The 25,741-nt window shown below is 69.9% G+C and carries 16 protein-coding genes, 3 tRNA genes and 2 pseudogenes; 15 read left to right on the plus strand and 6 right to left on the minus strand.

All coding sequences use genetic code 11. From position 1 onward, the window contains the following. The first annotated feature begins 237 nt into the window (after positions 1–237). From DQ392_RS03195 to DQ392_RS36370, 6 genes and pseudogenes are all read left to right on the plus strand, one after another. Complete coding sequence (locus DQ392_RS03195; RefSeq protein WP_114013925.1) at positions 238–1,068, plus strand: hypothetical protein; 831 nt, start codon at positions 238–240, stop codon at positions 1,066–1,068. A 12-nt stretch (positions 1,069–1,080) separates the two neighbouring features. Then, positions 1,081–2,271 (plus strand): helix-turn-helix domain-containing protein, encoded by a 1,191-nt coding sequence (locus DQ392_RS03200; RefSeq protein ID WP_245981127.1) that lies wholly within the window; start codon positions 1,081–1,083, stop codon positions 2,269–2,271. Positions 2,272–2,614: 343 nt separating this feature from the next. Beyond that, complete coding sequence (locus DQ392_RS03205; protein WP_114013926.1) at positions 2,615–3,349, plus strand: GntR family transcriptional regulator; 735 nt, start codon at positions 2,615–2,617, stop codon at positions 3,347–3,349. Positions 3,350–4,100: 751 nt separating this feature from the next. Beyond that, positions 4,101–4,358 carry a hypothetical protein gene (locus DQ392_RS35955; RefSeq protein WP_342774902.1) on the plus strand — a complete coding sequence of 86 codons (258 nt, stop codon included), beginning with the start codon at positions 4,101–4,103 and terminating at the stop codon, positions 4,356–4,358. Between the two features lie 358 nt (positions 4,359–4,716). After that, positions 4,717–4,913 (plus strand): annotated as a pseudogene (locus DQ392_RS34995) (helix-turn-helix domain-containing protein). Beyond that, positions 4,913–6,111: pseudogene (locus DQ392_RS36370) on the plus strand (site-specific integrase). Before DQ392_RS34995 ends, DQ392_RS36370 begins: the two co-directional pseudogenes overlap by 1 nt. A gap of 90 nt (positions 6,112–6,201) precedes the next feature. Here DQ392_RS36370 and DQ392_RS03225 read toward each other — a convergent pair. Next, a tRNA-Phe gene (locus tag DQ392_RS03225) sits at positions 6,202–6,275 on the minus strand. A gap of 60 nt (positions 6,276–6,335) precedes the next feature. Continuing rightward, a tRNA-Asp gene (locus tag DQ392_RS03230) sits at positions 6,336–6,410 on the minus strand. Between the two features lie 783 nt (positions 6,411–7,193). Here DQ392_RS03230 and DQ392_RS03235 point away from each other — a divergent pair. The 7 genes from DQ392_RS03235 (at position 7,194) to DQ392_RS03265 (ending at position 19,551) form a co-directional block, all read left to right on the plus strand. Continuing rightward, a complete protein-coding gene (locus DQ392_RS03235; protein WP_281272948.1) occupies positions 7,194–8,405 on the plus strand; it encodes an ATP-grasp domain-containing protein in 1,212 nt (403 codons plus the stop codon). Further along, positions 8,402–9,745, plus strand: coding sequence for an MFS transporter (locus DQ392_RS03240; protein WP_114013928.1), 1,344 nt, complete (start codon positions 8,402–8,404; stop codon positions 9,743–9,745). The genes DQ392_RS03235 and DQ392_RS03240 overlap by 4 nt, the downstream gene beginning before the upstream one ends. A 718-nt stretch (positions 9,746–10,463) precedes the next feature. After that, positions 10,464–11,927, plus strand: a complete 1,464-nt coding sequence (locus tag DQ392_RS03245; RefSeq protein WP_181856247.1) for an NAD(P)/FAD-dependent oxidoreductase — start codon at positions 10,464–10,466, stop codon at positions 11,925–11,927. Continuing rightward, positions 11,924–12,193 (plus strand): phosphopantetheine-binding protein, encoded by a 270-nt coding sequence (locus DQ392_RS03250; protein ID WP_114013930.1) that lies wholly within the window; start codon positions 11,924–11,926, stop codon positions 12,191–12,193. The genes DQ392_RS03245 and DQ392_RS03250 overlap by 4 nt, the downstream gene beginning before the upstream one ends. 57 nt (positions 12,194–12,250) lie before the next feature. After that, entirely contained in the window at positions 12,251–16,075 is a 3,825-nt protein-coding gene (locus DQ392_RS03255; RefSeq protein ID WP_114013931.1) for a non-ribosomal peptide synthetase, read from the plus strand. Positions 16,076–16,116: 41 nt separating this feature from the next. Continuing rightward, positions 16,117–17,832, plus strand: a complete 1,716-nt coding sequence (locus tag DQ392_RS03260; RefSeq protein WP_147266476.1) for an amino acid adenylation domain-containing protein — start codon at positions 16,117–16,119, stop codon at positions 17,830–17,832. Positions 17,833–17,865: 33 nt separating this feature from the next. Further along, positions 17,866–19,551, plus strand: a complete 1,686-nt coding sequence (locus tag DQ392_RS03265; protein ID WP_245981133.1) for a DUF885 domain-containing protein — start codon at positions 17,866–17,868, stop codon at positions 19,549–19,551. Between the two features lie 170 nt (positions 19,552–19,721). On the opposite strand, the gene DQ392_RS36130 is transcribed toward DQ392_RS03265, so the two are convergent. The 4 genes from DQ392_RS36130 to DQ392_RS03285 all read right to left on the minus strand — a co-directional run bounded on the left by DQ392_RS36130 (position 19,722) and on the right by DQ392_RS03285 (position 23,860). Beyond that, positions 19,722–19,880 (minus strand): type II toxin-antitoxin system Phd/YefM family antitoxin, encoded by a 159-nt coding sequence (locus DQ392_RS36130; RefSeq protein ID WP_425470472.1) that lies wholly within the window; start codon positions 19,878–19,880, stop codon positions 19,722–19,724. A 140-nt stretch (positions 19,881–20,020) separates the two neighbouring features. Then, complete coding sequence (locus tag DQ392_RS03275; protein ID WP_181856248.1) at positions 20,021–21,694, minus strand: SWIM zinc finger family protein; 1,674 nt, start codon at positions 21,692–21,694, stop codon at positions 20,021–20,023. Positions 21,695–22,008: 314 nt separating this feature from the next. Further along, a tRNA-Glu gene (locus DQ392_RS03280) sits at positions 22,009–22,084 on the minus strand. Positions 22,085–22,201: 117 nt separating this feature from the next. Next, a complete protein-coding gene (locus tag DQ392_RS03285; RefSeq protein ID WP_114013934.1) occupies positions 22,202–23,860 on the minus strand; it encodes a metallophosphoesterase family protein in 1,659 nt (552 codons plus the stop codon). A 234-nt stretch (positions 23,861–24,094) separates the two neighbouring features. Here DQ392_RS03285 and DQ392_RS03290 point away from each other — a divergent pair, with 234 nt between their 5' ends. Further along, positions 24,095–24,451 (plus strand): metallopeptidase family protein, encoded by a 357-nt coding sequence (locus DQ392_RS03290; protein WP_114013996.1) that lies wholly within the window; start codon positions 24,095–24,097, stop codon positions 24,449–24,451. Positions 24,452–24,731: 280 nt separating this feature from the next. Continuing rightward, a complete protein-coding gene (locus DQ392_RS03295; protein WP_147266477.1) occupies positions 24,732–25,418 on the plus strand; it encodes a hypothetical protein in 687 nt (228 codons plus the stop codon). The last annotated feature ends 323 nt before the right edge of the window (positions 25,419–25,741 follow it).

The raw sequence follows: 25,741 nt of genomic DNA on the forward strand, positions 1-25,741 counted from the left end.
CTCCACGCTCGGCGCCAGGCGTGCCAGAAGCGACAACGGGTCCCCCGAAGCCTTGGCTAGGCCCGTCCGCCGGCAGAGCGTCAGCGCGAGCGGGGGCGAGGTACTGGTAGGTCAGCCGGCGAGGAGGTAGGTTCGAATTCGGAATAGCTCATATGTTCGGTCCACTTGGGTGCGTCAGTGCCTGCGCCTGGTTTATTTTCACGCATTGCTTACTGGGATGGGGTATAGTCATGTGGCATGAGCGAACAGCAGGATGCGCTTGAGGACCTTGAGTCCAGTGGTGTTCTCGCGGCCCTGGCATGGGCCAATGCGTCGGCCTATCGACGCACCATGGAGGACTACGACCCCGACACGGGGCATGATCAGGGCTGGGTGGGCTCCACTGCCCACAGGCTCTTCGTCGACCGACTGCACCGAGCGTTTTCCACGGGCCGGCACCGTGTGGATTCGCCGGAATCCGCATCCGCAGGCCTGGACCTCGTGGCAGCCGGGCTGGCTCCTGGCGAGCACCGCAAGATGCCGCTCATCACTCCGGGTGTGGTCGTCTGGTCTGACCTCAACCAGTCGCCGGGATGGAGGTGTGGGGATTGGCGTTTTCTGCTCACCTCGTTCGTCTACGGAGAGAGCAACCGCATCCCGTGGCCACAGAAGAGTTCCACCAAGCAGCGCGTTGCGTCTCAGGGAAAGCCTGTGGGATGGCTGGACCCTCAGCCCACCCTGTTCGACAACGACCCCGATTCTCTCGTTGCCGCCATTCAGGCGCTGAGAGAAGAGGAGGAAGAACCCAACGCCACAACGCTCATCATCGCCCACAGTATTGAACGAGAGCTGAACATCAGAGAACTCTACTTGGGGCGCTCTCGTTTGAACCGTGGGGGTGGCGATGCCTGGTACTGGAAGCATGATCTACTTGCTACCAGTCTGGGAACTCCCGCTATGGAACCGATTCCCGCTTCGCCTGGCCCTCGACCCGGATTGCCGAGCATCCAGGACGCGCCCGTCCGCCTTCGTCGCCAATCGTCGGAAGGAGGCGGAGAGCACCAGGCGTCGGGAGAGAACGACAAGTAATGAAACGAGTGGATGGTCATGAATTCCTCACGCCGCACAGATGTGCAGGTTGGTGACGCCTCTCGCCTTTTCGATGGACAACGTTTGACGCTTGCGCGGCAGTTGGTTGGTCTGAGGAAGAACGCCCTCGCGGTGAAGATCAATAAAAGCCCAACCGCTGTCGCGGCGTACGAAAACAACACGAAACGCCCGGCTCCTGCAACGGTTGCTCAGCTGTGTTTGACGCTTGGCGTGGATCCGGGCTTTTTTCTCCCCGGTCCTCATCAGTCGACAGCTAGGGATTCGGTACCTCACTTTCGGTCATTGCGTTCGACTACGCAATTGGCGCGAGATCAAGCTTTTGCTTATGGTGTGATCTCCGGGGATGTTGGCGCGGCTCTTGAACGGCATGTCGAGTTCCCCGAACCCAACCTTCCTCGGCTAAGCGTCGATGTGGAAGACGAGTCTAGTACTCTCCCTGAAGAGGCGGCGAATCTCCTTCGTAAGCACTGGGAAATCGACACTGGTCCGGTCGGACACCTGGTAAGGCTGGCAGAAAATCACGGCGTTGTAGTGGTGTTCAGCCCCACGCAAACCGCTGCGGTGGACGCCTATTCCTTTGACAACGGTTATAGGCCAACGGTGGTTTTGAATCCTGCCAAGGAGGATTACTACCGACAGCGTTTCGATGTTGCCCATGAAATCGGCCACCTCGTAATGCATGTGGATGCCGAACCAGGAAGCAAGGTGATCGAGAATCAGGCTCATCGATTTGCCGCCGAACTCCTGCTTCCAGAAGAAGAGTTGCGCGATCTTTTGCCCAGCAAGGCAGACTGGAGAATTCTCGCGGGACTGAAGGAAAGCTACGGCGTAAGCCTTCAGGCTCTGTTGTACCGGTCCAGGGCGTTGAGTGTGATGAGTGACGTAACATATCGCAATGCAATTGCTTATTTGTCCTCGAAGGGGTGGCGTCGCCGAGAGCCGGGTGAGATGCCTGCCGTGGAGCAACCGTCACTATACCCAAAGGCGGTGGAAATTCTTTCGGGTGTAGGGATCGATGAAATCTCGTTGGCTAAAGAAGCTAGGGTGACTCCAGGGATTTTTCGAACAGTGACGGCCAGATATCCTATGGGTGAGGATCTATTCCTTGAGCGGCGAGAAATGGAAAACCTGGACAGGGTAATCCCTCTATTTCGAGGCAAAATTGTTGAGTCCGGGACTTAGGTTCCGGGCTTGATCATTTCCTGGATGTGGCGTACGGATTCGGGCTAACGTTAAAAAGAATCCCCCTTTCCCCGTAGGGGAGCCAGCGGTTTCCCATGCGAAGCTGGGCCGAAACATCACCTAACCGAGAATGCGTTCGTAACCGCCTTCCATCACGTCGAGCGGCGGTGCACTTGGGGCACCGCTCACGCGCAGGGCGATATTGCAGGATTACTTTCCTGCCCCGCGGGCCGCGGCCACTCGCGGGTGTTAGCAGCAAGGTTCCACAGCGGCCGAGTGCGCCACTCCCGTTCCGTCTATGTCACTGTTGGAGGGTGCCACCCTAGGGAAGTGAGGATCTTCGATGGCAGAGACGGCTAGGCAGATCGCCGACGATCTGCGAGCGCGCATCTCCGACGACCTGATGCCGGGTGACCGCCTGCCCGGCGAACCGGCGCTCGTCAGGGACTACGGCGTGGCCAAGGAGACGGCCCGGCGTGCGCTGACGCTGCTCGTGGACGAGGGGCTGGCCGTGCGTCGTCGGGGGAGCGGGACGTACGTACGGGAGTTCCGCCCGATCCCGCGCGTGGCGAACAAGCGGCTGGCCAAGGAGGGCTGGGGCGCCGGCAAGTCCATCTGGGGTGCCGACCTGGGTGACCGGGAGTTCACCGTGACCGACCTTGAGGTCTACGAGTCCGGGGCCCCGCGGCACATCGCCCGGCTGCTGGAGCTGAACGAGGACGAGTTGGTCATCGTCCGGAGCCGTCGCTACGTCGTAGAGGGTGAGCCCGTTCAGCAGGCCATCTCCTATCTCCCCGCCAAGCATGTGCGAGACTCGCCCATCGCCCAGCCGGACCCCGGCGAGGGCGGCATCTACCGGCGGCTCGCGGATCTCGGGCTGGAGCCGGTCCACTTCACGGAGGAGCTGCGGGCCCGCATGCCGAGCCAGGAGGAGTCGACCCTCCTCGCCGTGTCTGCGGGTACGCCCGTGGTCGACATCTGCCGCACCGCCTTCACGGCTGACGGCCGGCCTGTCGAGGTCAACCAGATGCTGCTGAACGCCGGGGTGTACGTCATGCGGTACCACCTCGACAGCTAGCAAGTCCCGCCGCACTCAAGGGAGTCCACCACTCGGTGGGCTCCCTTTTTTGCTGCTCAAAGCTCTGTCGTGCCGACCTCGTTGGCATCCCTAGGGAACTCTGTCTCAATACCCCTAGGGAGCTTCACGGAGCTCCTTGAGGGCCCCTTCGGGGGGTCATGAGGCCCCGTGCGCAGACGCGGGGGCGAGGGACCCGGACCCCTTGGCAGTCCGGAGGGCTTAGGCCGAAAGGCCACGTCTCCATATGCCTGAAACGGGAGCCCGTGTTCCCGAAGGAGACGCCCTGTACCGAGCGCACACAGTCCCCGGCACCGCTTAGCGGTGTCAGGGGCTGTGGCTCCTCGGACGAGGGGTCAACACGAAGTGCGCCGTCCGGAGTTGCAGCTCCGGACGGCGCGTACAGGCACCTACGTAGGAGGTCACCTGTGATCACCAGTCTGACAGAGGGCGAACGTGCCGAACTGGCGCGGAAGGCCGCGGAGGCGACCAAGCGCAGCGAGGACAACGCCCGGGCCAAGAGCGGGCGCTGAGCAGACAGGAGACACTGTCATGTGGGCGAGCCTTCTCGCTGTTCTCGGCACCCTGGCCGGCGCGCTGGTCTCCGGACTCCTTCAGCACCGTGCGGCCCGTACCGACCGCGCCGACGCCCGATCCGAACAGCTCCGTCGTGACCGGCTCAACGCGGTCACCGCGCTCGCCGTCGCGCTCAGCGACCATCGCCGGGCCATGTACATGGCCCGGGGACGCCGTGTTGACCCGCGAGGCCGACGAGCGCATGCGCGAGCTGCGCGACGAGTCGCATCGCACCCGCAGCGAGATCACCGACCCGGCCGTTCGGTTGCGGTTGCTGATCTCTGACGGGGCCGTGCGCGGGGCCGCGCTGGACGCCACGGGAGCCACGTACGTCCTGCGCTTCGCGGAGAGCCCGGATGCCCTCCAGGCCGCGCGGCGTAGGGCGCTGACCCTGCACGACGAGTTCCTGAACGCGGCTGGGGCGCACCTCGCCTGACCACCGTTCTCCGTACCGGACTGGCCGCCCTCTCGCCAAGACATCGCGGCCGGTCTGTCTCCCCGTTCCTTCGACAACTGGAGAGAAGGTGCACGCTACTGCCTACCGCCCCCTGAGAAGTCCGCTACATCCGCTACGCAGCAGCTCAGCGTGGTCGCGCCGGTAGCGGATGAGGAGCAGCCCATCCGCTACACACCCGACGAATCCGCTACGCCCTCACCCGCCGCGTAGCGGCACCGGTCCGCTGCATCGCACTTCTGCTACGCGAAACAGGCTCTGACCTGCGCGATAGCTGACGTAGCGGATGTAGCGGACTTCTGCGGAAGGCCCGAGCCATCGACGCCCAGGAGGCATCCCGATGAGCTTCACCCTGCCCACATCCCACGAGGCCCTGACCGTTCCCGAGGTCATGAGGGCCCTGCGCCTCAGCCGCTTCAAGGTCTACGACCTGATCCGCACCAAGCAGCTCAAGAGCTTCACGTCGGCCGGTCCCGCCGCGTGCTGGCCGACGCGCTCCACACCTTCATCCAGAACCAGATCGAGGAGGCCGCCTGATGGCGAAGCGCGCCAACGGCGACGGCAGCATCACCCGGCGTCCGAACGGGACGTACGAGGGCCGCGCCTACGTCACGACCACCTTGGGCATCCGCAAGCGCGTCTTCGTCTACGGCAAGACGCGCGACGAAGTCCGCGAGAAGGTCACCCAGCTCCAGGCACAGGAGAACCAGGGCATGCCCGTTCCCGACACGAACACGAAGCTGGACGAGTACCTGGCGTACTGGCTGGCCAAGGTCGTCAAGGTCAACCGTCGTCCGAAGACGTACCAGGGGTACGAGAGCGTAGTGCGCGTCCACCTCATGCCCGGCCTGGGGCGCAAGAAGATCCGCACTCTTCGCACAGCCGAGGTTCGCACCTGGCTCGGCCGCGTCGCGTCCGAGTGCCAGTGCTGCAAGCACGGTTGGGACAGGCAGCGTCGCGAGCCGCAGTGCTGCGCGGTGGAAGCGTGCTGCCAAACGGTGCTGTCCCGCCGCATGGTCCAGTCGATCCACGCCGTACTGCGCAACGCCCTCCAGAACGCGGTCCGTGAGGAGCTGATCGTGCGGAACATCGCCACCCTCGTGCAGATCCCGACCCCGGCGTACGACACCGGGAAGGGACTCAGCGTGGCCGCAGCCCGGCTGCTGCTGCGAGTCCGCTGACGACCGGCTGCACGCGCTGTACGTGCTCGCGCTCGTCATGGGTATGCGCCGCGGGGAGTTGCTCGGGTTGCGCTGGGACGCGATCGACTTCGACCGGCGGACCCTCACCGTGGAGCGGTCTCTTCAGCGGGTGAGCGGCGAGCTGGCGTTGGTCCGGCCCAAGACCCTCGCGTCGGTGCGCACCGTCCCGCTCCCGCCCGCCGTTGTGGCCGCGCTCACAGCGCACCGGGAGCGCCAGGCGCAGGAGCGGGAAGCGGCGCATGGAGTGGAAGGAACGCGAGCTGGTCTTCGCCTCCCGCATCGGGACGCCGCTGGAGCCGGACAACCTGCGCCGGAGCTGGCACCCGCTCCGGGAGCGGCTCGGGCTGCACACCCGCTTCCACGACCTGCGGTACTCCGCCGTCACGCTGCTGCTCGACCTGGGGGTGCCGCCGCACATCGTCCGGCAGATCGTCGGGCACAGCGACATCGGTGTGACCATGAAGATCTACGCCCACGCCTCGCTGGACGAACAGCGGAAGGCCCTGGGCAAGCTCGGGGAGGCGCTGTCCTGACGCCGTTGGCGTACCGGTGGGCGTAAGCGTTCATGAAAAGACCCCCTCCGAAGGACCTCGGAGGGGGTCTTTGCCCTGGTAGGGCCGCGGTGGCTGGGGCCGGGGTCGAACCGGCGACCTTCCGCTTTTCAGGCGGACGCTCGTACCAACTGAGCTACCCAGCCAAGGGTCCGGGGGCGCAGCCCCGGTGGGAGCCTTCAGGCCGACGTGCAGCCCGAAGACAGCGGTCCTGACGGGATTTGAACCCGCGGCCTCCACCTTGACAGGGTGGCGAGCACTCCAAACTGCTCCACAGGACCAAGCGTTCGTGCGAGTTCCAGTCTCGCACAGTGCGACGAGTGCTCCCAACCGGCTTTCCCCGGCTTCACGGGCGCTTCCCACCAGGGGTGACGTCGCCGGAAAAGAGTAACAGACCCGAGGGGTCGCGCCGTACCAACGCCGTCCCTGGGGGATCGGGGAGCCCGGGGTTGTTTGCTCAAGCAACCTTGAGCGGTCCTTCCGTGGGCCATGACCCGCCAGACCTTCGCGGGGCGCGATGGGGGCTTCCGCGCTGGCTCTTTGTGGCGGGCGGGGCGGGCACCACGCCGGTCCGCGTTGCCTCATGGCGGCCGGACGTCGTCAGAGGCCGTCGGGAAGCACACCGGAAAGGTTGACGGTTTCCTTCCGGAAGGCGTCAATCGATTCTCGCGGGCCCCGCCTGATGGCTTCACGGGGGCCTTTTTCATACCCTACCCCCCGGGTGATTGGCCCTACCCGCTCGACCCGCGTCGGAGTACATTCGTAGTCGGGGAGGGGATTCGGTGTGTGTGGGGGGCCGTGAAGTGCCCGGTCGACAGTGGGCACACAGCACACCTGGAATCTCATATTCCACAGGGCGGTTATCGCGGTGGCGCCACGATTCCCCGGACATTGTCCTGGGCCCCGTGATCACCTTCGGCTCTCACCCCTGCACTGACACCCCCGGCTGTCGTCCCCGCACCATCACCGCATTGTGAGAGGGGTTCTACGTGTTACCTGACTGCAAGCCTGCCGGACCTCCGACCGCAGAACAGGGCCCGGCCGACGGGCGACCGACAATCGCCGTGGTCGGGGGGAAGCCCAAGATTACCCAGAAAGCGCACGAGCTCGGGCTGAGCGTGGTGTACATCCAGAACCCGGACGAGTACGACCGGGCCCACTGGCCGTATGTCGACCAGGCGCTGCTCGTCGACTACGCCGACACCGAACGCGTCCTGCCGATGGTGCGGTCGCTGCACCAGAGCTTTCCGTTCCAGGCGGTCATCTCGCTGTGGGAACTCGGACTCCTGCCCGCAGCGAAGATCGACAACGAACTCGGGCTCGGCGGGAACTCGCTGGAGACGGTGGAGATGCTGCTGGACAAGTCGCGCATGCGCCGGCATCTCAACGCCAGGGGCGTCAGCCCGGTCGCCGCCGAGGTGGGCAGGACCGAGGAGGATCTGCGGGCGTTCGTGGCGGCCAACGGGCTGCCGGTGGTGGTGAAGCCGATCGACGAGGCCGGCAGCATCGGCGTCTTCGCGGTGCGCGACGAGTCGGACGTGGCGCCGGTCGTGGAGCGCTTCCACGCTCTGGGCAAGCAGCTCGACGCGAAGGACCTGGCCGGGGATCTCGACCGGTTCCTGATGGAGGAGTACCTGGAAGGACCCGAGCTCAGCGTCGAGACGCTGAGCTTCGAGGGGCGTCACGTCCTCGTCGCAACGACCGACAAGGTCAGCACCGAGGCGGGTTTCATCGAGACCGGCCACTCCCAGCCGAGCCGTCACCCGGAGCCGCTGCTGCGCGAGGTGGAGGAGCTGGTCGTGGAGTTCCTCGACGTGGTGGGGCTGCGCCACGGCCCTGCGCATACCGAGGTCAAGCTGACCTGCCGGGGCCCGGCGATCATCGAGTCGCACAACCGCGTAGGAGGCGACCGGATCAGCGACCTGACCGAGATCGCCTACGGCATCGACATGGACCGCTACGCGCTCGCCGCCCCCTTCGGCCTGCTCGAGCCGCTCCGCCGCTCCCCGGCCCCGGTGGCGGGCTCGGCGATCCGCTTCCTCACTCCGCCGCCGGGGCGGGTGACGGAAGTGACCGGCGTCGAGGAAGTGGCCGACGACCCCGCGCTGTACGACCTGGTCGTCTCGGTCCGGCCCGGGGACGAGATTCCGCCGCTCTCTTGGAGCGACAGCCGGGCCGGTCACGTCATCGCCAAAGGCGGGACCGCCGAGGAGGCGATCGCCCACTGCGAGCGGCTGCTCGCGGCGGTGCGGATCCATGTGGAGCCGGTCACGTGAGCACCGCGGCCACCGAGCAGCCGGAGGGCGAGGACCCGCCGTTCCACCACACCCTGCGCGAGCTGCCGGCGCGGGTGTGGATCGTCAGCCTCGGCATCCTCGTCAACCGATGCGGCAACTTCCTGCCGGTCTTCATCGTCCTGTACCTGACCAGCAGCCAGGGCTACTCGCCGGGCCTCGCCGGGCTGGTGCTCGGCGCCGCCGGGGTGGGCAACGTGCTCGGCAACGCCGTCGGCGGATACCTCGCCGACAGGCTCGGCAGACGCTGGACCATCGTGCTCTCGGGCCTCACCTCCGCTGTGCTGACGGCCCTCGTCCCGGCGCTGAGCACGCTGTTGTTGAACATCGTGGTGGTCGGCCTCGTGGGGGTGGCGTCGCAGATCTACCGGCCGGCGGCCTCCGCCCTGCTGGTGGACGCCGTGACGACCAACCAACAGCGGGTGGCCGCCTTCGCGGTCTTCCGGTTCGCCATGAACATCGGTGCCGCCGTCGGCGGCTTCGTCGGCGGCTGGCTGGCGACCAACTCGTACACGGAGCTGTTCCTCGGCAACGCCGCCGCCTGCCTGCTCTTCGGCGTGCTCGGGCTGCTGCTCCTTCGCGACGTGCCGCCCGCCGGATCCGGCGAGGGCCGGGAGGAGAGTGCCGGATCAGCCGCGCCGGTGGAGGGAGTGAGCTACCGGCAGGCGCTCGCGGACCGCAGACTGCGCCGGTTCCTGGTCATGACGGTGATCGCCGAGTTCGTCTACATCCAGTCGACGGTCGGCCTGCCGCTGCACGTCACCTCCAGCGGGCTGACGGCGTCCGACCTCGGGCTGCTGATCGGTCTCAACGGCGCGCTCGTGCTGCTTTTCGAGCTGCCCGTCGCCGGCCTCGTCGTGAAGCGCAGGGCCGTGTACGTCCTGGCGGTGGGCAACCTGTTCACCGGTATCGGCCTCGCGCTGACCGGCTTCGCCACGAACATGGTCCTGCTGTGCGCCACCGTGGTGCTCTGGTCGCTCGGTGAGATGATGTATTCGTCCGTGGCCAACGCCCACCTCGGCGGAATGTCCCCGCCCCACATGGTCGGCCGCTACCAGGGGCTGTACGGCGCCGCCTTCACGTTCGGCACCGGCGTCGGCCCGCTCGTGGGCGGCGCGGTCTACGCCTTCAACGAGTGGGCACTGTGGGCGACCGTGGGCGTCGCCGGGCTGATCTCGGCGCAGCTCTGCCTGCCGAGCCGGCGCGCCCCGGCCCTGCCCAAGCAGCCCCAGGGCCCGGCGGGCGCTGCCAAGCCCTCGGCCTCCGAGGCGGCGGACACAGCCGGCACGGCGGACGAGGAGGCGCGCCCCGGCCCCCCGTAGGGCACTCTCTCGCGACGGCAGGGACGGCAGCAGGGACGGCACGGACGGCTGGCGCTCGGCACGAGTACCAGCCGTCCGTATGCCGATGCCGCGTTGGGCGGTCGAGGCTCATGACCAGCGGCGCACGCTTTCGCCTCACTGCGAGATCATGAAATCGCGAGAATGGCGATGCCGATATTCGGCCACCACGGCGGAGTATTCGATCAATACGAATGGCCGAAACCCTGCGCCACGATCCGCATGATCGCGGAATATCGGCCTCCTATAACCGCTGTTGTGGACGTGTTGAATCCGCTTGAAGCATTCCTGGCCCTACTTGCTTGCAAATCCCGGAGCCGGATGGGTACGATTCTCGCCGTTGCGGGGGCGGTGGATCGTATCCTTGTGCACTCTTCCCTGCGCGCGCTGAAACATCGGACGAGTTTTGCGATCCGAAGCGGGGGGACAAGTAAAGATCAGGCTCTGTTTCAATCAGCGATCGATCACAGGTTCCACTTCTCTCAATGTGGAACATCAGCGCTTCTCCATCACCTTGGCGTGACCTCGAGGAGAATTGCGCTTCTTTTCCGCAGTCCGGCCCCTATTTTCTGGGGATTCTTTTGCGGGGCGCGTAGACACGTTACCGCCGTGCGCACATCCGGGCTGCCACCCGAACCAATGGGGGGTTTCTCGCGCAATGATATCCGCAAGTGCCGAAAGGCTACAGCAAGTCGATCTCGTGATCGTCGGAAACGGTGCACTGGGCCTCTTCCTGGCCCACGAGCTGACAGAACGGGGTGCGGGCTCCGTCGCCGTCATCGGCCCGAGCAGCAGTGAGACGGGGGCCAGCCAGGCCGCCGGAGCGATGCTCGGCTGTTTCGGTGAGACGACAACGGAGTCGTTACGCACCGACGCCTCCCGTACGCGGTTCGAACTCGGCGTCGCCGCGCACGACCGGTGGCCTGCCGTGCTCGAGGGCCTGGAGGAGTTCTCGCTAACGGGCCGGCCGCTGCTGAGCGCCCCCGACACCCACGTCGTGCTCAACTCGATCGGTGCCGAGCTCGACACCGTCAACTACCAGGCGATACGCGCCGCGCTCGACGAGTACGAGAAGCCGTGGGAGGAGGTGGACCCGCACGACATCCCCGGGTTCAACCCCCGCCTCGACACCAGGTCGCTCAGCGCCATACACCTGCCGGCCGAAGGCGCCGTGGACGCCCGGGGCGTGCTGGAAGCGCTGGAGCGCAAGCTGCGCGCCGCAGGTGTGCACTTCGTGGACGCGACCGTGAACAAGCTGGTGAGCAGCGACAACGTCGTCACCGGGGTCGAGCTGGACGACGGCCACGTCATCGAGGGCGGGAACGTCGTCGTGGCCGCCGGCATCCAGAGCGAGGCTCTGGTGCGGACCGTGACCGAGGACATCGACCTGGTCCCCACGTTCCCCGGCCTCGGCTTCGCGATGATCGCACGGCGCTCCGGCGGCGACCCGTTCCGCAGCGTCGTGAGGACCCCGAACCGCGGATTCGCCTGCGGGCTGCATGTCGTGCCGCAGGGCGGCGGGCTGGAGTACTACGGCGCCACCAACCGTCTCGTGGACAGCGTCTCCGGCGTCACATGGATGGCGGACGTCCGCTTCCTCGCCCAGTACTCGATGCAGCAGCTCGACGAGCGGGCCGCGAGCCACGAGGTCGTGCAGTGGCTCTCCGGGAACCGCCCGGTGACCCTCGACGGCTTCCCGATGATCGGCTGGCTGCCGCCCGCCGGGCTCTACCTGATGACCGGCACCTACCGCGACGGCTTCCACTGTGCGCCGCTGCTCGCCGAGCACGTGGCGAACGAGTTGCAGGGCAAACCGGGCATCATCGACCCCATGTTCTCGCCGACGCGGGCGCCGATCGCCACCCGCACGGTCGAGTGGTCGATCAGTGAGTACGTCGAGCACAACCTCGCCGCGTGGTTCGAGACGGGGGCGGAGGCCGCCCCGCAGATGACGACTCCGCAGATCGCGGAGTACTACCGCACCAGGTGCGTCCAGCTGTACGACCAGCTCAACATCGACTACGCGCTCGGCCCGGACATCCTCTGGTACGCCCAAGGCAGCCTGCGCGGCGCCCGCAGGGTCTCACGCTACCTGCGCAAACACCGGGGAAACAGCGCGCCACAACCGCAGTCGGTGCAGGTCGGGAGCGGTGACGCGCGATGACCGACTCGTCCACCCCGAGCATCGTCAGGAAGCTGATCGACCAGCAGCTCAACTTCGCGGCCCACGGCCTCCAGCTGAAGGACGACGACAACCTGTGGGACCTGGGCATGACGTCGCTGACGTGCCTCGGGCTCATGTTGAGCATCGAGGACTCCTTCGACGTCGAGCTGCCGGAGGAGGTCCTCAGGGAATCGACGTTCCGCACGGTCGAGTCCATCACCGCGGCCGTCGACGCGGCGCTGAAGGACGTGCCGGCCGCGAGCTGACCAGAGTCCCGGAGCCCTCGCTCCACCTTCCCCGCCCGAAGGGATGCACAGCTCGTCATGCCGACATCCGAGCCGCGCCCGACGAACCCCTTTCCACTGGTCCGCAGTCCGGCCGCTGAGGCCCCGCTGTCGGCGGGGCAGGAACGCCTGTGGTGGCTGCACCAGTCGAACGCCTCGCACGAGTACCACATCACCGGCGGCTGGCGGTTCCCGGACGGGGTGGACCGCGCGGCGCTGTCCACCGCGGTGGCTGGACTGGTGCGCAGGCACGCGATCCTGCGCACCAGGTTCGTCCTGCGCCCGGACGGCACGACGGCGCAGGAAGTGGCCGACGAGCTCGACACCCCTGTCACCTGGGCGGGGAAGGACTGGCGGGCCGCGGTGGACCGGGCGGTTCTCGAACCGTTCGACCTCGCGCGCCCGCCACTGCTCCGGGTCGTCGTGGCGGAGCCGGACGGCGGACCCGCCGTCTGGACCGCGATGCACCACATCGTCACGGACCGCTGGTCCATGGACGTGTTCGCCAGGGATCTTCTCGCGCTGTACGAGGCCGCGCTGGCGGGCCGGGAGCCGCAGCTGCCCCAGCTCGCCGTCCAGTACGGCGACTACGCGCGCTGGCAGCGCCGCTTGATGGAGAGCGGCGAGCTCACAACCCGGCTGGAGCGCGGCACACAGGCGCTACGGGGGAGCGAACGGCTGGAGCTCCCGCTGGACCGTCCCCGGTCGGCGGCGCACGACGCGGCGGGCGGCACCGTCGTCGTGGAACTGTCTCAGGAGGCCACCGCGGCGATGACCGCGATGGCCTGGCGGGCCCGCGCGACCCCGGCGGTCGTGATGACGGCGGCACTGGTCGCGGCGCTGGGTGCGTTCAGTGGCCAGGACGACGTCGTCATCGGTGCGGTCATCTCCGACCGCCCGCACCCCGATCTCCAGGATCTGGTCGGCTTCTTCGTCAACACCGTGGCGCTGCGCGTCGACCTGTCCGGGGCGCCGACCTTCCGCGACGTCGTGATCCGCACACGGGACGCCTGGATGGCGGCCGACGCCAACCAGGACGTGCCCTTCGAACAGCTCGGCACCGGCCACGACGCCGGGCGCAACCCGGTCTTCGACGTCGTGATGAACCACGCGGGCGACCGGGTGAGCCTCGCCGAGTCGGAGAACGCACCGACGTGGTGGTACCCCGAACTGCCGGTGACCGCGCGCTTCGACCTGTCGCTCACCACGCAGGTCGTCGACGGCCGCCTGCGCGCCACGTTCGTGTACCGCTCGGCGCTGTTCGACCAGGAGCCGATCGCCGCGCTCGCGGCGGGCTACCTCCGGCTGCTCGAACAGGGCGTGACCAACCCCCGTACCCCGCTGCACGAGATGACGCTGGTGGACGAGGGCGAGCGCAAGCTGCTGCACGGCGGCAACGACACGACACCGGCCCCGGACGCCACGATCGTCGAGCGCGTACAGGCACAGGCCGCGACCCACCCGTCGGCCCCGGCCGTGGCCGGCGCGACAGGAGTGCTCTCGTACGGGGAGCTCAACGCGCGGGCGAACCGGCTGGCCCGGCACCTGCGCACGCTCGGCGCAGGGCCCGAACGGGTCGTCGCCGTCTGTCTGGACACGACCGTCGAGCGGTTCGTGGTGCTGCTCGCCGTCGCCAAGGCCGGCGCCGCCTACCTCCCGCTCGACCCGGACCACCCGACCGGCCGGCTGCGCCATCTGCTGGCGGACGCCGACGCGGTCCTCGCCGTCGTCAGCCCCGCGCTACGCGACCGGCTCCCGCAGGGAGCGGCGCCGACGCTGGTATGGGGCGGCGCCGGGGAGCCGGATCTGAGCGGCTACGGCTCCGGGAACCTGCCGCCCGCCGCGGGCCCCGACAACCTCGCCTATCTCATCTCGACGTCGGGGTCGACGGGGACGCCCAAGGCGGTGGCGGTCCCGCACCGGGCGCTGAGCAGGCTGACGGCGGGCGCGCCCGGCTACCTCGACATCGGACCCGGCGCGGTCTTTCTGCAATGCGGGCCGCTCACGTTCGACGTCGCCGTCCTGGAGTGGACTCCGCTGGCACACGGTGGCTGCGTGGTGGTCACCGACACCGGGACCCTGCTCGACGGCCTGGAACGGGTGGTGCGCGAACACGGTGTGACCACGCTCAAGTTGGTCTCTCCGCAGCTCGACCTGCTCGTGGAGCGCGGCATCGGCACGTTCGCCGGGCTGCGTCAGCTGGTGGTCGGCGGTGACGTGGTCAACCCGAAGAGCTTCGCCGCGGCCCGCGAGGGGCTGCCGGGCTGCCGTGTGACCGCCTCCTACGGGCCGACCGAGTGCACGGTGCTGGCCACCGTGTTCCACGCCGGCTCGTGGGCCGGCCGTGTGCCCCTCGGATACGCCATCCCCCACACGCGCGTCTACGTGCTGGACCGGAACCTGCGGCCCGCGGCCGTCGGCATGCGGGGCGAGATCTACCTCGCGGGCGACGGGCTGGCCCGCGGCTACCACGGGCGCCCCGGTGCGACGGCCGAGAAATTCGTCCCCGACCCGTTCGGGCCGCCCGGCTCCCGGATGTACCGCACCGGGGACCTCGGGCGTTACCTGCCGGGCGGCGCCGTCGACTTCCTCGGCCGCGGCGACACGCAGGTGAAGGTCCGCGGCTTCCGCATCGAGACGAGCGAGATCGAACACGCTCTGCTGCGCGAGCCCGGCACCACCTCGTGCGTCGTCCTGCGGACCGAGCTGGACACCGGCCCGGCCCTCGTCGCGTACGTGGTGTCGACCGAGCCCGTGGACGTGGCCGCGCTGCGCGGCAGGCTCGGCGCCACGCTGCCCGCCTACATGATCCCCGACCACGTCGTCGAGGTGGAGCGCATCCCGTTCACGGCCCACAACAAGGTGGACCGCGCCGCGCTGCCGCCGGTCGCCGCGGCCGAGCCGGAGGCCGCGCCGACGACCGGCCTGGAGGCGCGGGTGGCCGAGGCATGGTCCGAGGTGCTCGGCCGGACGGTGCCCGCCACCGCCGACTTCTTCGCCCAGGGCGGCCACTCCCTGCTCGTGCCGCGCGCGACCGCGGCGATCCGGCGGCTGCTCGGCCGCGAGGTCCCGCTGCGGCTGATGATGGCGCACCGCACACCCGCCGACTACGCCGCCGCCGTCCTCCGGGAGAGTGCCCCGCAGGACGGCCCCGCCTACCGCGAGGACCGCCTCGGTCGACTGGAGTGGCACGGGCGACGGTTCACCGGCTCCCGCAGACTCGACCTGTTTTGTCCCGCCGGGGAGACGGAGGCCGTCGAGCGGACGCTGATCGTGCTCGACGGCTCCGAGTTCGTCGACGTCATGCGGCTGCCGGCGATCCTGGAACGGCTCGCCCTTCAGGGCCGGATCCCGGTGACGGCCGCGCTGTTCGTCAGCCCCACCGAGTGGGCGGTGCGCAACCGGGAGCTGCTCGACCCGGCGTTCGTCGACCTGCTCGCGGACGAGTTGGTGCCGTACCTGCGAGAGCGGCTCGGCGGGCGGTGGCGGGGCGAACGGGCCACGGCGGTCGGCGCGAGCCTGGGCGCGGTCACGGCGGTGCGCGCCGCGCTGCGCCGCCCGGAGAGCTTCGACACGGCCGTGGGCCTGTCGGGCCCGCTGACCGACCACGTCCTCGCCCCCGCGGCCGCCGCCCACCCCTCACCCGCCCGGTTCTTCCTCTCCGCGAGCCACGAGGAGGCGGAGACGATCCTCGAAGGCGGCATCGACCAACTGGACGCCACCAGGCGCACGGGAGCGGCACTGGCGTCCCTAGGCCACACCGTGGAGTGCGCGTACGGAGACGGCGGCCACACCTACGCCGCGTGGGAGGCGATGCTCCCGCGGGCGCTCTCCTGGGCCCTGGGCGCGGGCGCGGAGAGCTGAACAGCGGTACGGACCGTGAGCGCGAGAGGACGGCGTACGACATGTTCGACGACGAGCAGTGCGAGTTCAGCGTCGTGGTCAACCACGAGGAACAGCACGCGATCTGGCCCGCCGACCGTGAGCTTCCGGCAGGCTGGCGCGAAGAGGGGTTCACCGGCCGCAGTAAGGCGTGCCTCGACCACATCGACCGCACATGGACCGACATGCGGCCGCTCGGCCTCCGCGGCCGGCACGACGGGGGAAGGCCGACCTTGGTCGACCTCTTCGCTCAGCAGGTCCGCGCCCGGCCGCACGCCCCGGCCGTCCGCACGCGGGAGCGCGTATGGACGTACGCGGAGTTCGACCGCGCCACGGCCAGGCTGGCGCGCCGCCTGCGACGCGGGGGCGCGGGCTCCGGAACCGTCGTGGGCCTGCTGGCCCCCCGCAGCGCCGCGGCACTGACCGGTCTCGTCGCCGTGCTGCGCTCCGGCGCCGCGTGCCTGCCGCTCGCCCCCGGTGACCCGCCCCGGCGCAACCAGGAGGTGCTCGCCGACGCCGGATGCACACAGCTCCTCACCACGGCGCCCGCCGAGTGGTTCCCCGAGGCCCTGCTCATCGACGAGCCGGGCCTCGAGGAGTCCGGCCCCCATCAGCGGGGCCGAGCCGACGAGGACACCTCCGCGCTGCCCCGACCGCATCCGCTCGACCTGGCGTACGCGATCACGACGTCGGGCTCGACGGGACGGCCCAAGATCGTCGGTGTGCCGCACGAAGGGATCGTCAACCTGATCGTCGCCTCCGTCGAGGACCTCGACCTGGTCAGGGAGGACGATGTCACGCTGTGGACGACCGCGCCCACGGTCGACAGCTCGATGCACGACATCCTGATGCCGCTGTGCGCGGGTGCCTGCGTGGCGATCGCCGACGGCGACGACATGCCCGCGAGCCGGATACTCGCCGCCGTGCGCGACCTCGGCGTGACGACGCTGGAGATCCCCGCCGCCGTGCTCGGGCCCTATGGACGGCAGCTCCTGCCGAGGCTGGCGAAGGCGGGTGTGCGGCTCGTCATCACCGGCGGCTCCCAGCTCGACGGGCAAGGGCTCGGGGACGCCGCTCCGCTGGTGGTGGCCAACGGCTACGGTCCGACCGAGGCGTCGGTGGCCGCCACCTGGTACCGGTGCACCGGCGAGACGCCCAGCTGGGTGCCGATCGGCACGCCGGTCCGCGGTGTGCGCACGTACGTGCTCGACGAGGAGTTACGCCCCGTACCTGTCGGGGCCGAGGGCCAGATGTTCCTCGCGGGCGTCGGCCTGGCCCGGGGCTACCTGGGGCTGCCGGGCCGTACGGCGGCGGCCTTCCTGCCGGACCCGTTCGCCAAGACCCCCGGCGCGCGGATGTACGCCACCGGGGACCGCGTGCGCCTGGAGCCCGACGGCGACTACGTCTACCTCGGCCGGATCGACGACCAGGTCAAGATCAGGGGCTTCCGCGTCGAGATCGGGGAGGTCGAGCACGCCCTGCGCGAGTGCCCCGGCGTCGTGGACGCCGCGGCGCTCCTCCGCGACGACGCCATGGGCGGCCCCGCGCTCGTCGCCGTCCTCACCGGCGCAAGGTCGCCGGACAAGGAGCTCGCCGACCGGCTCGGCGACCTGATCCCGAGCCACATGGTGCCGCGCTTCTTCGTGTGGCTGGACGAACTACCCCTCAACCGCGCAGGCAAGGTCGACCGCAAGGCGCTGGCCGTGCTGCCGCTCACCGACCCGGTCCCCCGCTCGTGACCCGGTCCCCCGCTCGTGAAGGAGAGGTCAACAGTGTCCGTCACCTCAGGCGCAGCGACCGGCGTGCACGCCCTGTGCGACGCGTACGTCGACAGCTACGCTCGGCTGAATCCCCTGGCAGCGACCGAGTTCGGTATAGGCGGCCACGACGACCGGCTGCCCGACCTGTCCCCCGAGGGGCACCAGGCGCGCGCCGAGCTCGCCCGCGGCGCGCTGGCCGGGATGGCCGGCGCGGAGCCGGCCGACGAGGCCGGGCGCATCGCCAAGGCCGTCTTCCGCGAGCGGATCGGCGTCGAGGCCGAGATGCACGAGGCCGGTCTGCCGGCGGCGTCGCTGAACATGATCGCCAGCCCGGCGCAGGACATCCGGTGGGTCTTCGACCTCATGCCCACCACAACCGCCGACGACTGGGCGGCGATCGCCAAGCGGCTGGCCCGGGTGCCGGAGGCACTCGCCGGGTACCGGGCCTCGCTGCTGGCCTCGGCGGACAACGGCCTCCTCCCGGCCGCCCGTCAGGTGCGGCGGGCCCGCGAGCAGTGCGCGACCTGGTCAGGCGCCGGCTCGTTCTTCGCCACACTCGCCGCCTCGGCCGACTCGGTGCCGGGCGTCGACGGCGCGCTGCGGGCCGACCTCGACGCCGGTGCGCGGGCAGCCGCGGCCGGCTACGCCGAACTGGGCGCCTTCCTCCACAACACGCTCGCACCGAGGGCCACTCAGCAGGACGCGGTCGGCGAGGAGTACTACGGGCTGTGGTCGCGCAAGTTCACCGGCGCCGAACTGGACCTGCGCGAGGTCTACGAGTGGGGGTGGGACGAATTCGCCCTGACCGAGGCGGAGCTGGTCGAGGTCGCCGACCGGATCGCGCCGGGCGCCGGCCCTGCCGGGGCCGCCAAGGCGCTCGACGCCGACGCCCGGTACCTCGTCGGCAGCCAGGCCGAGTTCCGGGCGTGGATGCAGGAGCTGTCCGACCGCGCGCTGGCCGACCTGCGCGGCAGGCACTTCGACATACCGGACGAACTGATGACGCTCGAGTGCAGGATCGCCCCGCCAGGCGGCGGGCTGGGCGCCTACTACTCCAACCCGGCCGACGACTTCAGCCGGCCGGGCACCATGTGGTGGTCCCTGCCCACAGGCAAGGCCGAGATCCCGACGTGGCGCGAGGCCAGCACCGTCTACCACGAGGGCGTGCCGGGCCATCACCTCCAGATCGGCACGGCGGTGGCGACGCCGACGCTCAACCGCTTCCAGCGGCTGCTGTGCTTCATCGACGGACACGGCGAGGGCTGGGCGCTCTACGCCGAGCGTCTGATGCGGGAGTTCGGCTTTCTCGACGACGGCTACCTGCTCGGCATGCTCAACAAGAGCCTCTTCCGCGCGGCCCGGGTGGTCGTCGACATCGGCATGCACCTGGAGCTGGAGATTCCGGCCGGCACCGGATTCCACGAGGGGCAGCGCTGGACCCCGGAGCTGGGCCAGGAGTTCCTGCGCACAAGGGTGCTCCTCGACAGCGCCCGCGCGCTCGACGAGATCGACCGCTACCTCGGCTGGCCGGGCCAGGCCCCCTCGTACAAGGTCGGGGAGCGGCTGTGGCTGTCCATCCGCGACGACCTCAGAGCCAGGCGCGGCAGCGCGTTCGACCTCAAGGAGTTCCACATGCACGCGCTGCGCAGCGGTCCCGCCGGCCTGGACACCCTGCGGGAACTCCTCACCGCTTCGTGAGGGCCCGGACGGGCGGCGCCAGGCCGTCGCCACGGGGGCCAGCCCGGCCGCCGCCACGGGAGAGGGCATCCTTCTGCGGCGGCGGAAAGCTGGGACCGCAGAGGCAGCGTCAGTACATCCTCGATCTCGTCATTGCTAGATCGGGCAGGCCGAGGTCGGGAAGGTCGATCTCACCCATGGGATCGGAGGGGTGGGGGGACGCCATCCGCGATGGGCACCACGCGAGCGACCGGGAAACCGTTCTTGGTGACGGTGATGGTCTCACCCTGGGTCGCCGCTGCGACGATCTGGGACGACTTTCGATTGAACTCCCGGGCCGTGGTCTCCATGTAGTACGTGTTCCTACTCTCGGGCCGTACTCGTATCAGACGCGGAAAGACCCCGCTCTGCTGTGCGGGGAACGCGTCACCGTCGGCAAGGTCTGACGGGGCGACCCGGGCGCACGTGCGAGCAGCGCCCCGGAACGGGCTCACAGGCCGTGTTCGTCCATCAGCCGCATCAGGTTGCGCTTGCGCTTGTGGGCGGTGCGCAAGGCGGTGACGTACGCGGTGCACTCGTCCGGTGTGCCCAGACGGCGATGGCAGTCGCGCATGCTCAGCAGCAGGCTGACGAGCTGTTCGTAGACGGTGTTGCCGGTCTGGCGGGTGAGCGGCTCGGCTAGGCGCAGGTAGACGCCGAGCGCGTCGGCGGGACGGTCGGCACGGGCCTGGTCGGCGAGGGTGAGCCACTGCCGCTCGTCGGCGCCGGTTTCCGTTGCGGCGCGCCAGGCAGTGTCGGTGTCCCTGTCGTCGAGCAGGACATCGACCAGGACGGGGCCGATGTGCCGGCGACCCTGCGGCCGTTCGGCGTCGGCGCGCAGCAGGGCCAGCGCCCCCGGACGCTCGTCCTGCCAGCAGTGGGCGGCTCGCGCGGCGGCGCGCAGTTGCTGGTAGGCGAACAGGGTGCGGCGAGCACCGAAGTGGTCCCGGCGCAGGACAACTACTTCGCGGCTCCGGCCAGCGCGCGTGTAGCGGTCACAGAGATAGTCGATGAGAGCGGTGTCGACGTCGGCGAGGTCCCTCACGTCCCTCAGGGCGCGCTCCGCCCAGCTCAGGGCCTCCTCGGAGCGTCCTGCGGTGTCCAGTTCCCCGGCGATGACCAGGTGGGTGCGGCCGTTCGGCGCGAGGTCGGCCGCGTGCACCGCGACCACTGCGTCGACGTCGCCGCCCGCCCTGGCCAGGCGTTCCACGAGGTATTTTTCGGCCCAGCCCGTGCGGTTGGCCCGCCACGCCCCGACCGCCAGCTCCCGCAGGACGGCCATGCCCCGCTCGCCGAGCACGTCTTCGTAGTCGAGCGGATCGATGTCGGTGAGGTCGTCGGCGTCACCGAGCACATGGCCGACCAGCCAGTGCGCGAGTTCCACGGGGTCTGGACGGGCCGCAAGGCACGCATCGCGGTGGGCGTCAGCGAGGGCCGCGCCGAGTTGCCCGAGCCAGCCGTCGGAGTCGTCGACGCTCTCCACCGCGTCGGCCAGCAGCCGCATCGCCTCTCTGGCCAGAGCGACCGCATCGGTGGCCCGGCCTGACGCGGTCAGGGCAGTGATCGCGGATACCGTCTGCCCGGCCTGGTCGGCGTAGGCACGGGCATCGGCATACGTGACATACCCGTACTGCGCGAACGGGCTGATATCGAGCAGCTCACGGATGCGGGCCCGGACCCCGGCCAGGTCCCCCCGGGCGCTCGCGGCCCGCAGCTCCAGGCGGCGGCGCAGCTGCCGGTCCTCGGTGATCTGCTCGCGCACGAGGGTGAGCAGGTCCTCCTCGGACAGGCTTGACAGCCAGGCGTCGAGGTCCTGTGCGCGGTCCCGGGCTGCCTTCCGTTGCTCCGGCAGGACCTCCTGTTGACTGAGCAGGGTCAGCCCGAGGGCAACCAGATGCTTGCAGAAGTTCCCTTCCAGGCCGTACGGGCAGTCGCACTCCCCGGCCACACTCTCCGTGCCGTCCAGGACCAGCTTCACCTCGTACCGCTCCGTGCCGTGCACGGTCGCGGTTACCCAGGCGTCACCGACCTCGACTCCGGACACCGCGTCGAGATAGCTCAGCCCGCGCTCGAAGGAACGCGCCCCAGCCAGTGCCCTGAGACTCTTCTCGCTGAGTCCGTGCACGGGTCGCTCCATACCGAGTCCACTTCTGCCTGTGCCGGCTGTGAGCTTAGATCCTCAGTTCAGCCCGGTCCGTCGATTCGTCGGAAAGCGCGCTCATGGACAACCTGTGCCCGGGTGCACCACCTGGGCCCGAGGACCCTGCCAGGACCTGCTGCACACGTTCCAGCAACGGGATCATCACGGGACGCGGGATCTCCTCCTGCGCCGGAAAGCTGGGGCCGGAGAGGCGGCGTGTCAGCACAGCCGTGCTGACGCGTCAGCACGAGAAACCCCCCAGGCCGCGTTCTTGCAGGTCAGAGGGGTTATGAGTGTGATGGTGCCCCCAACGGGATTCGAACCCGTGCTACCGCCTTGAAAGGGCGGCGTCCTGGGCCACTAGACGATGAGGGCGAGTGGCTTCGCCAAGCGCCTGAACAGCGCCATGGCAGGCTCCGGCAGCATATGGGATGCGTGGACGGTTCGCCAAAACATAGGCGAGCGGCACAGGGGCCGCCGTCGTCCCGCCGCTCAGCGGCCGGTCGCGGTGCCGGTGCCGGTCGGTGAGGACGGCGGGGACGGTGACGACGGCGAGGGGGAGGGGGAGGGCGACGGGGGTGCGCCCGGCTTCACCTCTTCCGGCAGGTGACGGGAGACCTCGGCCCTGGACAGGCCGAGACCGCCCAGGGTGATCGCGTCCCACGCCTGGAGCCGGTCGGTGTCCCGGTCCAGGTAGAGGACGGACGCCTGCACCTTGTCCGGCTCGGCACCCTCGACGGCGCGCAGCCCGCTGCCGCCGGTCGAGCCCTGGGTCATCAGCCGGGTGTCGTGCGGCAGCATCTGGGTCTTCCGGTGGTGCGTGTGCCCGGCGAGCGCCAGCGGGACGAGCCCGTCGGTCTGCTCGGCCAGTACCGGGTTGTGGCCGACGGCGATGTCGACCGGGGTGCCGGCCGCCCGCTGGGCCCGCAGCGAGGCGGCCAGCTCGCGGCCCCGGGCCCGTTCGGCGGGGTCGCCCTCGGGTGCGACGGAGCGGTCCGGGGTGAACTGCGGATCGCCCCAGCCGGCGAGGCGCAGCCCCGCCACGTTCACCGGCTTCCCCGAGTCGAGCACGTGGACCTGTGCACCGTCCTCGCCGTTCAGCGCCTCGATGGCCTTCTGCGTGGCGGCGGAGTCGTGGTTGCCGCGTACCCATACGTAGGGGGCTCCGAGGCCGGTGATCGGGTCGAGGAAACCGTTCTCGGCGGTCGTGCCGTGGTCCATGGTGTCGCCGCTGTCGATGATCACGTCGATGTCGTACTGCTCGACCAGGGAACGCACGATGTGCCAGGCGGCCGGGTTGAGGTGGATGTCGGAGACGTGCAGCACCCGCGTCGTCGAGGGGTCGGGCTGGTACGCGGGCAGGGTGGACGTCACGTCGTAGAGCTTGGTGACGTTCGTCACCAGACGGGCCAACTCCTTCTGGTAGACGTCGAACTCGGTCGCGATGCTGCGCGCGTTGCCCACCACCTGCGGCGCGCTCGCCAGCAGCCCGGAGAACCGCGGCTCCAGCACCGACTTCGGGTTCCACGTCGCCGCCGCCGTCCCGGCCGAGGCCACCAGCAGGGCGAGGGAGAGTCCGCCCGCGCGCAGCGCGGTGCCCGGACGGCGGTAGACGGCCAGCGCGAGCGCGCACGAGCCGGTCAGCACCGCGACGGCCGAGCGCAGCCCGAGGTCGAGCGCCCCCGCCTGCACGTCCTCGCCGATCTCGTCGTCCAGCCCCTCGATCCGCTCCGGATGGTTGACGAGGGCCGCGGAGCGTTCCTGGTCGAGTTGGTCGACGTCCACGTCCAGGCGCAGCGGCGCGGCGTGGCTGCGCAGCTCCAGTGCGCCCAGTGGTGAGACGTTCACCTTGGTGCCCCCGGTGAGGGAGGGCCGCAGGGTCATCGTCGTGTCGACGGGGCCGACCGGCGTGCGGACGTTTCCGACGACCAGGAGCCCGAGCCAGCCGCCGAGCAGCGTCACGACGACGAGACCCGCGGCGCGCCGGTACGGGCGGGTGCGCGCGTGCGGGATCGGGTGCGTTCGCGGGTGGGGGTGCTGGTGCGTGTGCGGGGACGGGCGGCGACGGGCGAGGTGGGCGTTCAGGCGTGCGGCGAGCTGTCTGTACAAGCCCGCCGCGGCGCGCAACGGCTTGGTGGCAACGCTGGCCATGTCGGCCGGTATGCCCCTTGTGGGGGGCGCGTATGCCGTTCCGCCCGCCGGTGCCGCGTGCGGGTGCCCGCCGAGGGAGGGGCGCCCGCGTCCACCGGAGGGAGGGCCACGCGCGTCCACCTGAGGGGGCGTCCCTCGGGCGGGAGGCGCGCGCGTCCTGCGGGGAGCGCGGGGAAGTCCACCCGGGGGAGGGCGTCGGCGGGGCGGCTGGCCGACAATGGGGGTGTGCTGGAGATGACGCGTGAGGAGTTCGAAGAGCTGGTCGCCGAGGCGCTCGACCGGATACCGCCCGAGCTGACGCGGCTGATGGACAACGTCGCCGTGTTCGTCGAGGACGAGCCCCCGGCGGACGACCCCGAATTGCTCGGGCTGTACGAGGGCACGCCGCTGACCGAGCGCGGCGAGTGGTACGCGGGCGTCCTGCCCGACCGCATCACGGTCTACCGGGGGCCCACCCTGCGGATGGTCGAACGCGAGGGCGGAGGGGGCCGGGAGGGCGTCGTGGAGGAGGTCGAGATCACCGTCGTGCACGAGATCGCCCACCACTTCGGCATCGACGACGAGAAGCTGCACGCACTGGGGTACGGGTGACGGTGTGGGGCCTGCGGGCCTGCGGGGCCTGAAGGCCCGCGGGGTCTGGGGCCCTGCGGGGTCTCCCTGGACCTACGGGGCCTCGCTGGTGCACTGGTCCGCCGGGGGCGCGGGGCGGGGTGACGCGCGCCGCCCGGGCCTGTCGGGCGCCGGGCGGGACGTGCGAGCGCCGGATGACGCGCCGCGTGCGCTTCGGCGTGTGCGCGGTGGGGCGTGACCTGTTGGGGTGACGGGGAGTTGAGCACGGCACCCGCCGAAATCCTGCGCAGGAGGTCCCACCGTGCGCCGATCCCGTCCCGCTGCCCGTACCGGCCATACCGCTTCCCCCACGGGTACGGGCGGTGCACACCCCACAGGCCGCACCGCCCGCTCCACGACGGTCGGCGCGCTCATGCTCGCGGCGGTCTCCACGCTCAGCGGCTGCATGACGGTGCAGGGCGCCGACGACGTGGGCGAGGGCGGCACGACGCCCGTCGGAAGCCGCTCCGACGACCACGGTGGCGCGGCCGAACCGGAGGGCGGTCTCGACGGCGCCGGCTACCGCAAGGGCCGCGTGACCGGGGACGGCCGCGACTCCGGTGGCCGGGACGGGGACCACGGGCGGTCCGCGGGCGGTCGGCACGGCAAGCGGGAAAAAGGTGACGAGCGCGACAAGGGCGCCGGCGCCGGGCGTTCCGCCGACGCCGGCGGCGCGCACAGCGGTGACGCGGGCGGCGACGACGCCTCCGGCGGCGACTCCGGCTCCTCCGACGGTGACCGCAACCGTCCCCGCCCCCAGCCGACCGGCGGCGCGGGCGGTTCGGGGGGCTCCGGTGGCGGGCCGGGCGGTGACGATCCGGACTCTCCGACGACCTCGCCCAGCCCCACCCCGAGCAAGCCAGACCCGGACCCGTCGCCGACCCGGACGACGGCCTCCCCCAGTGGCTCCGACACCTACTCCCGCCAGATCGGGCCCCACCTCGCCTGAGCCCTGCGGCCGAGGCGCGGGTCGGCGGGCCCGGCCCCTTTCGGGTGGTCCCGGCTTTCGGGTGATCCCGGCTTTCGGGTGGTCCCGGTGCACTCTTCGGGGCGGGCCCCGTGGCGCAGGCCGGGCCACGGCGGTGCTCTCCACGGCTGTGCTCGCTACGGCGGTACCGGCCACGGCCGCGCCGGCCACCGTGCGGCCGGACGGCCGGGCCCCGTTTGCGCAGCGGCGTATCGGCCGCGTATGCTGGTAGATCGTTTGATCCCATTTGCCCGGCGCCATCTCGCAGCGCGCCGTGTGGCGCGTTCTCTCCCTGCCGTGGCTGA

It is taken from the genome of Streptomyces reniochalinae (assembly GCF_003323735.1).
GTDB classification, from domain to species: Bacteria; Actinomycetota; Actinomycetes; order Streptomycetales; family Streptomycetaceae; genus Streptomyces; species Streptomyces reniochalinae.

Excerpts from the sequence above, each read along its gene's own strand:
- DQ392_RS03195 (WP_114013925.1), top strand. The coding sequence starts at position 238 with ATGAGCGAACAGCAGGATGCGCTTGAGGACCTTGAGTCCAGTGGTGTT.
- DQ392_RS03200 (WP_245981127.1), top strand. The coding sequence starts at position 1,081 with ATGGTCATGAATTCCTCACGCCGCACAGATGTGCAGGTTGGTGACGCC.
- DQ392_RS03205 (WP_114013926.1), top strand. The coding sequence starts at position 2,615 with ATGGCAGAGACGGCTAGGCAGATCGCCGACGATCTGCGAGCGCGCATC.
- DQ392_RS03250 (WP_114013930.1), top strand. The coding sequence starts at position 11,924 with ATGACCGACTCGTCCACCCCGAGCATCGTCAGGAAGCTGATCGACCAG.
- DQ392_RS03255 (WP_114013931.1), top strand. The coding sequence starts at position 12,251 with ATGCCGACATCCGAGCCGCGCCCGACGAACCCCTTTCCACTGGTCCGC.
- DQ392_RS03260 (WP_147266476.1), top strand. The coding sequence starts at position 16,117 with ATGTTCGACGACGAGCAGTGCGAGTTCAGCGTCGTGGTCAACCACGAG.
- DQ392_RS36130 (WP_425470472.1), bottom strand. The coding sequence starts at position 19,880 with ATGGAGACCACGGCCCGGGAGTTCAATCGAAAGTCGTCCCAGATCGTC.
- DQ392_RS03285 (WP_114013934.1), bottom strand. The coding sequence starts at position 23,860 with ATGGCCAGCGTTGCCACCAAGCCGTTGCGCGCCGCGGCGGGCTTGTAC.
- DQ392_RS03290 (WP_114013996.1), top strand. The coding sequence starts at position 24,095 with ATGACGCGTGAGGAGTTCGAAGAGCTGGTCGCCGAGGCGCTCGACCGG.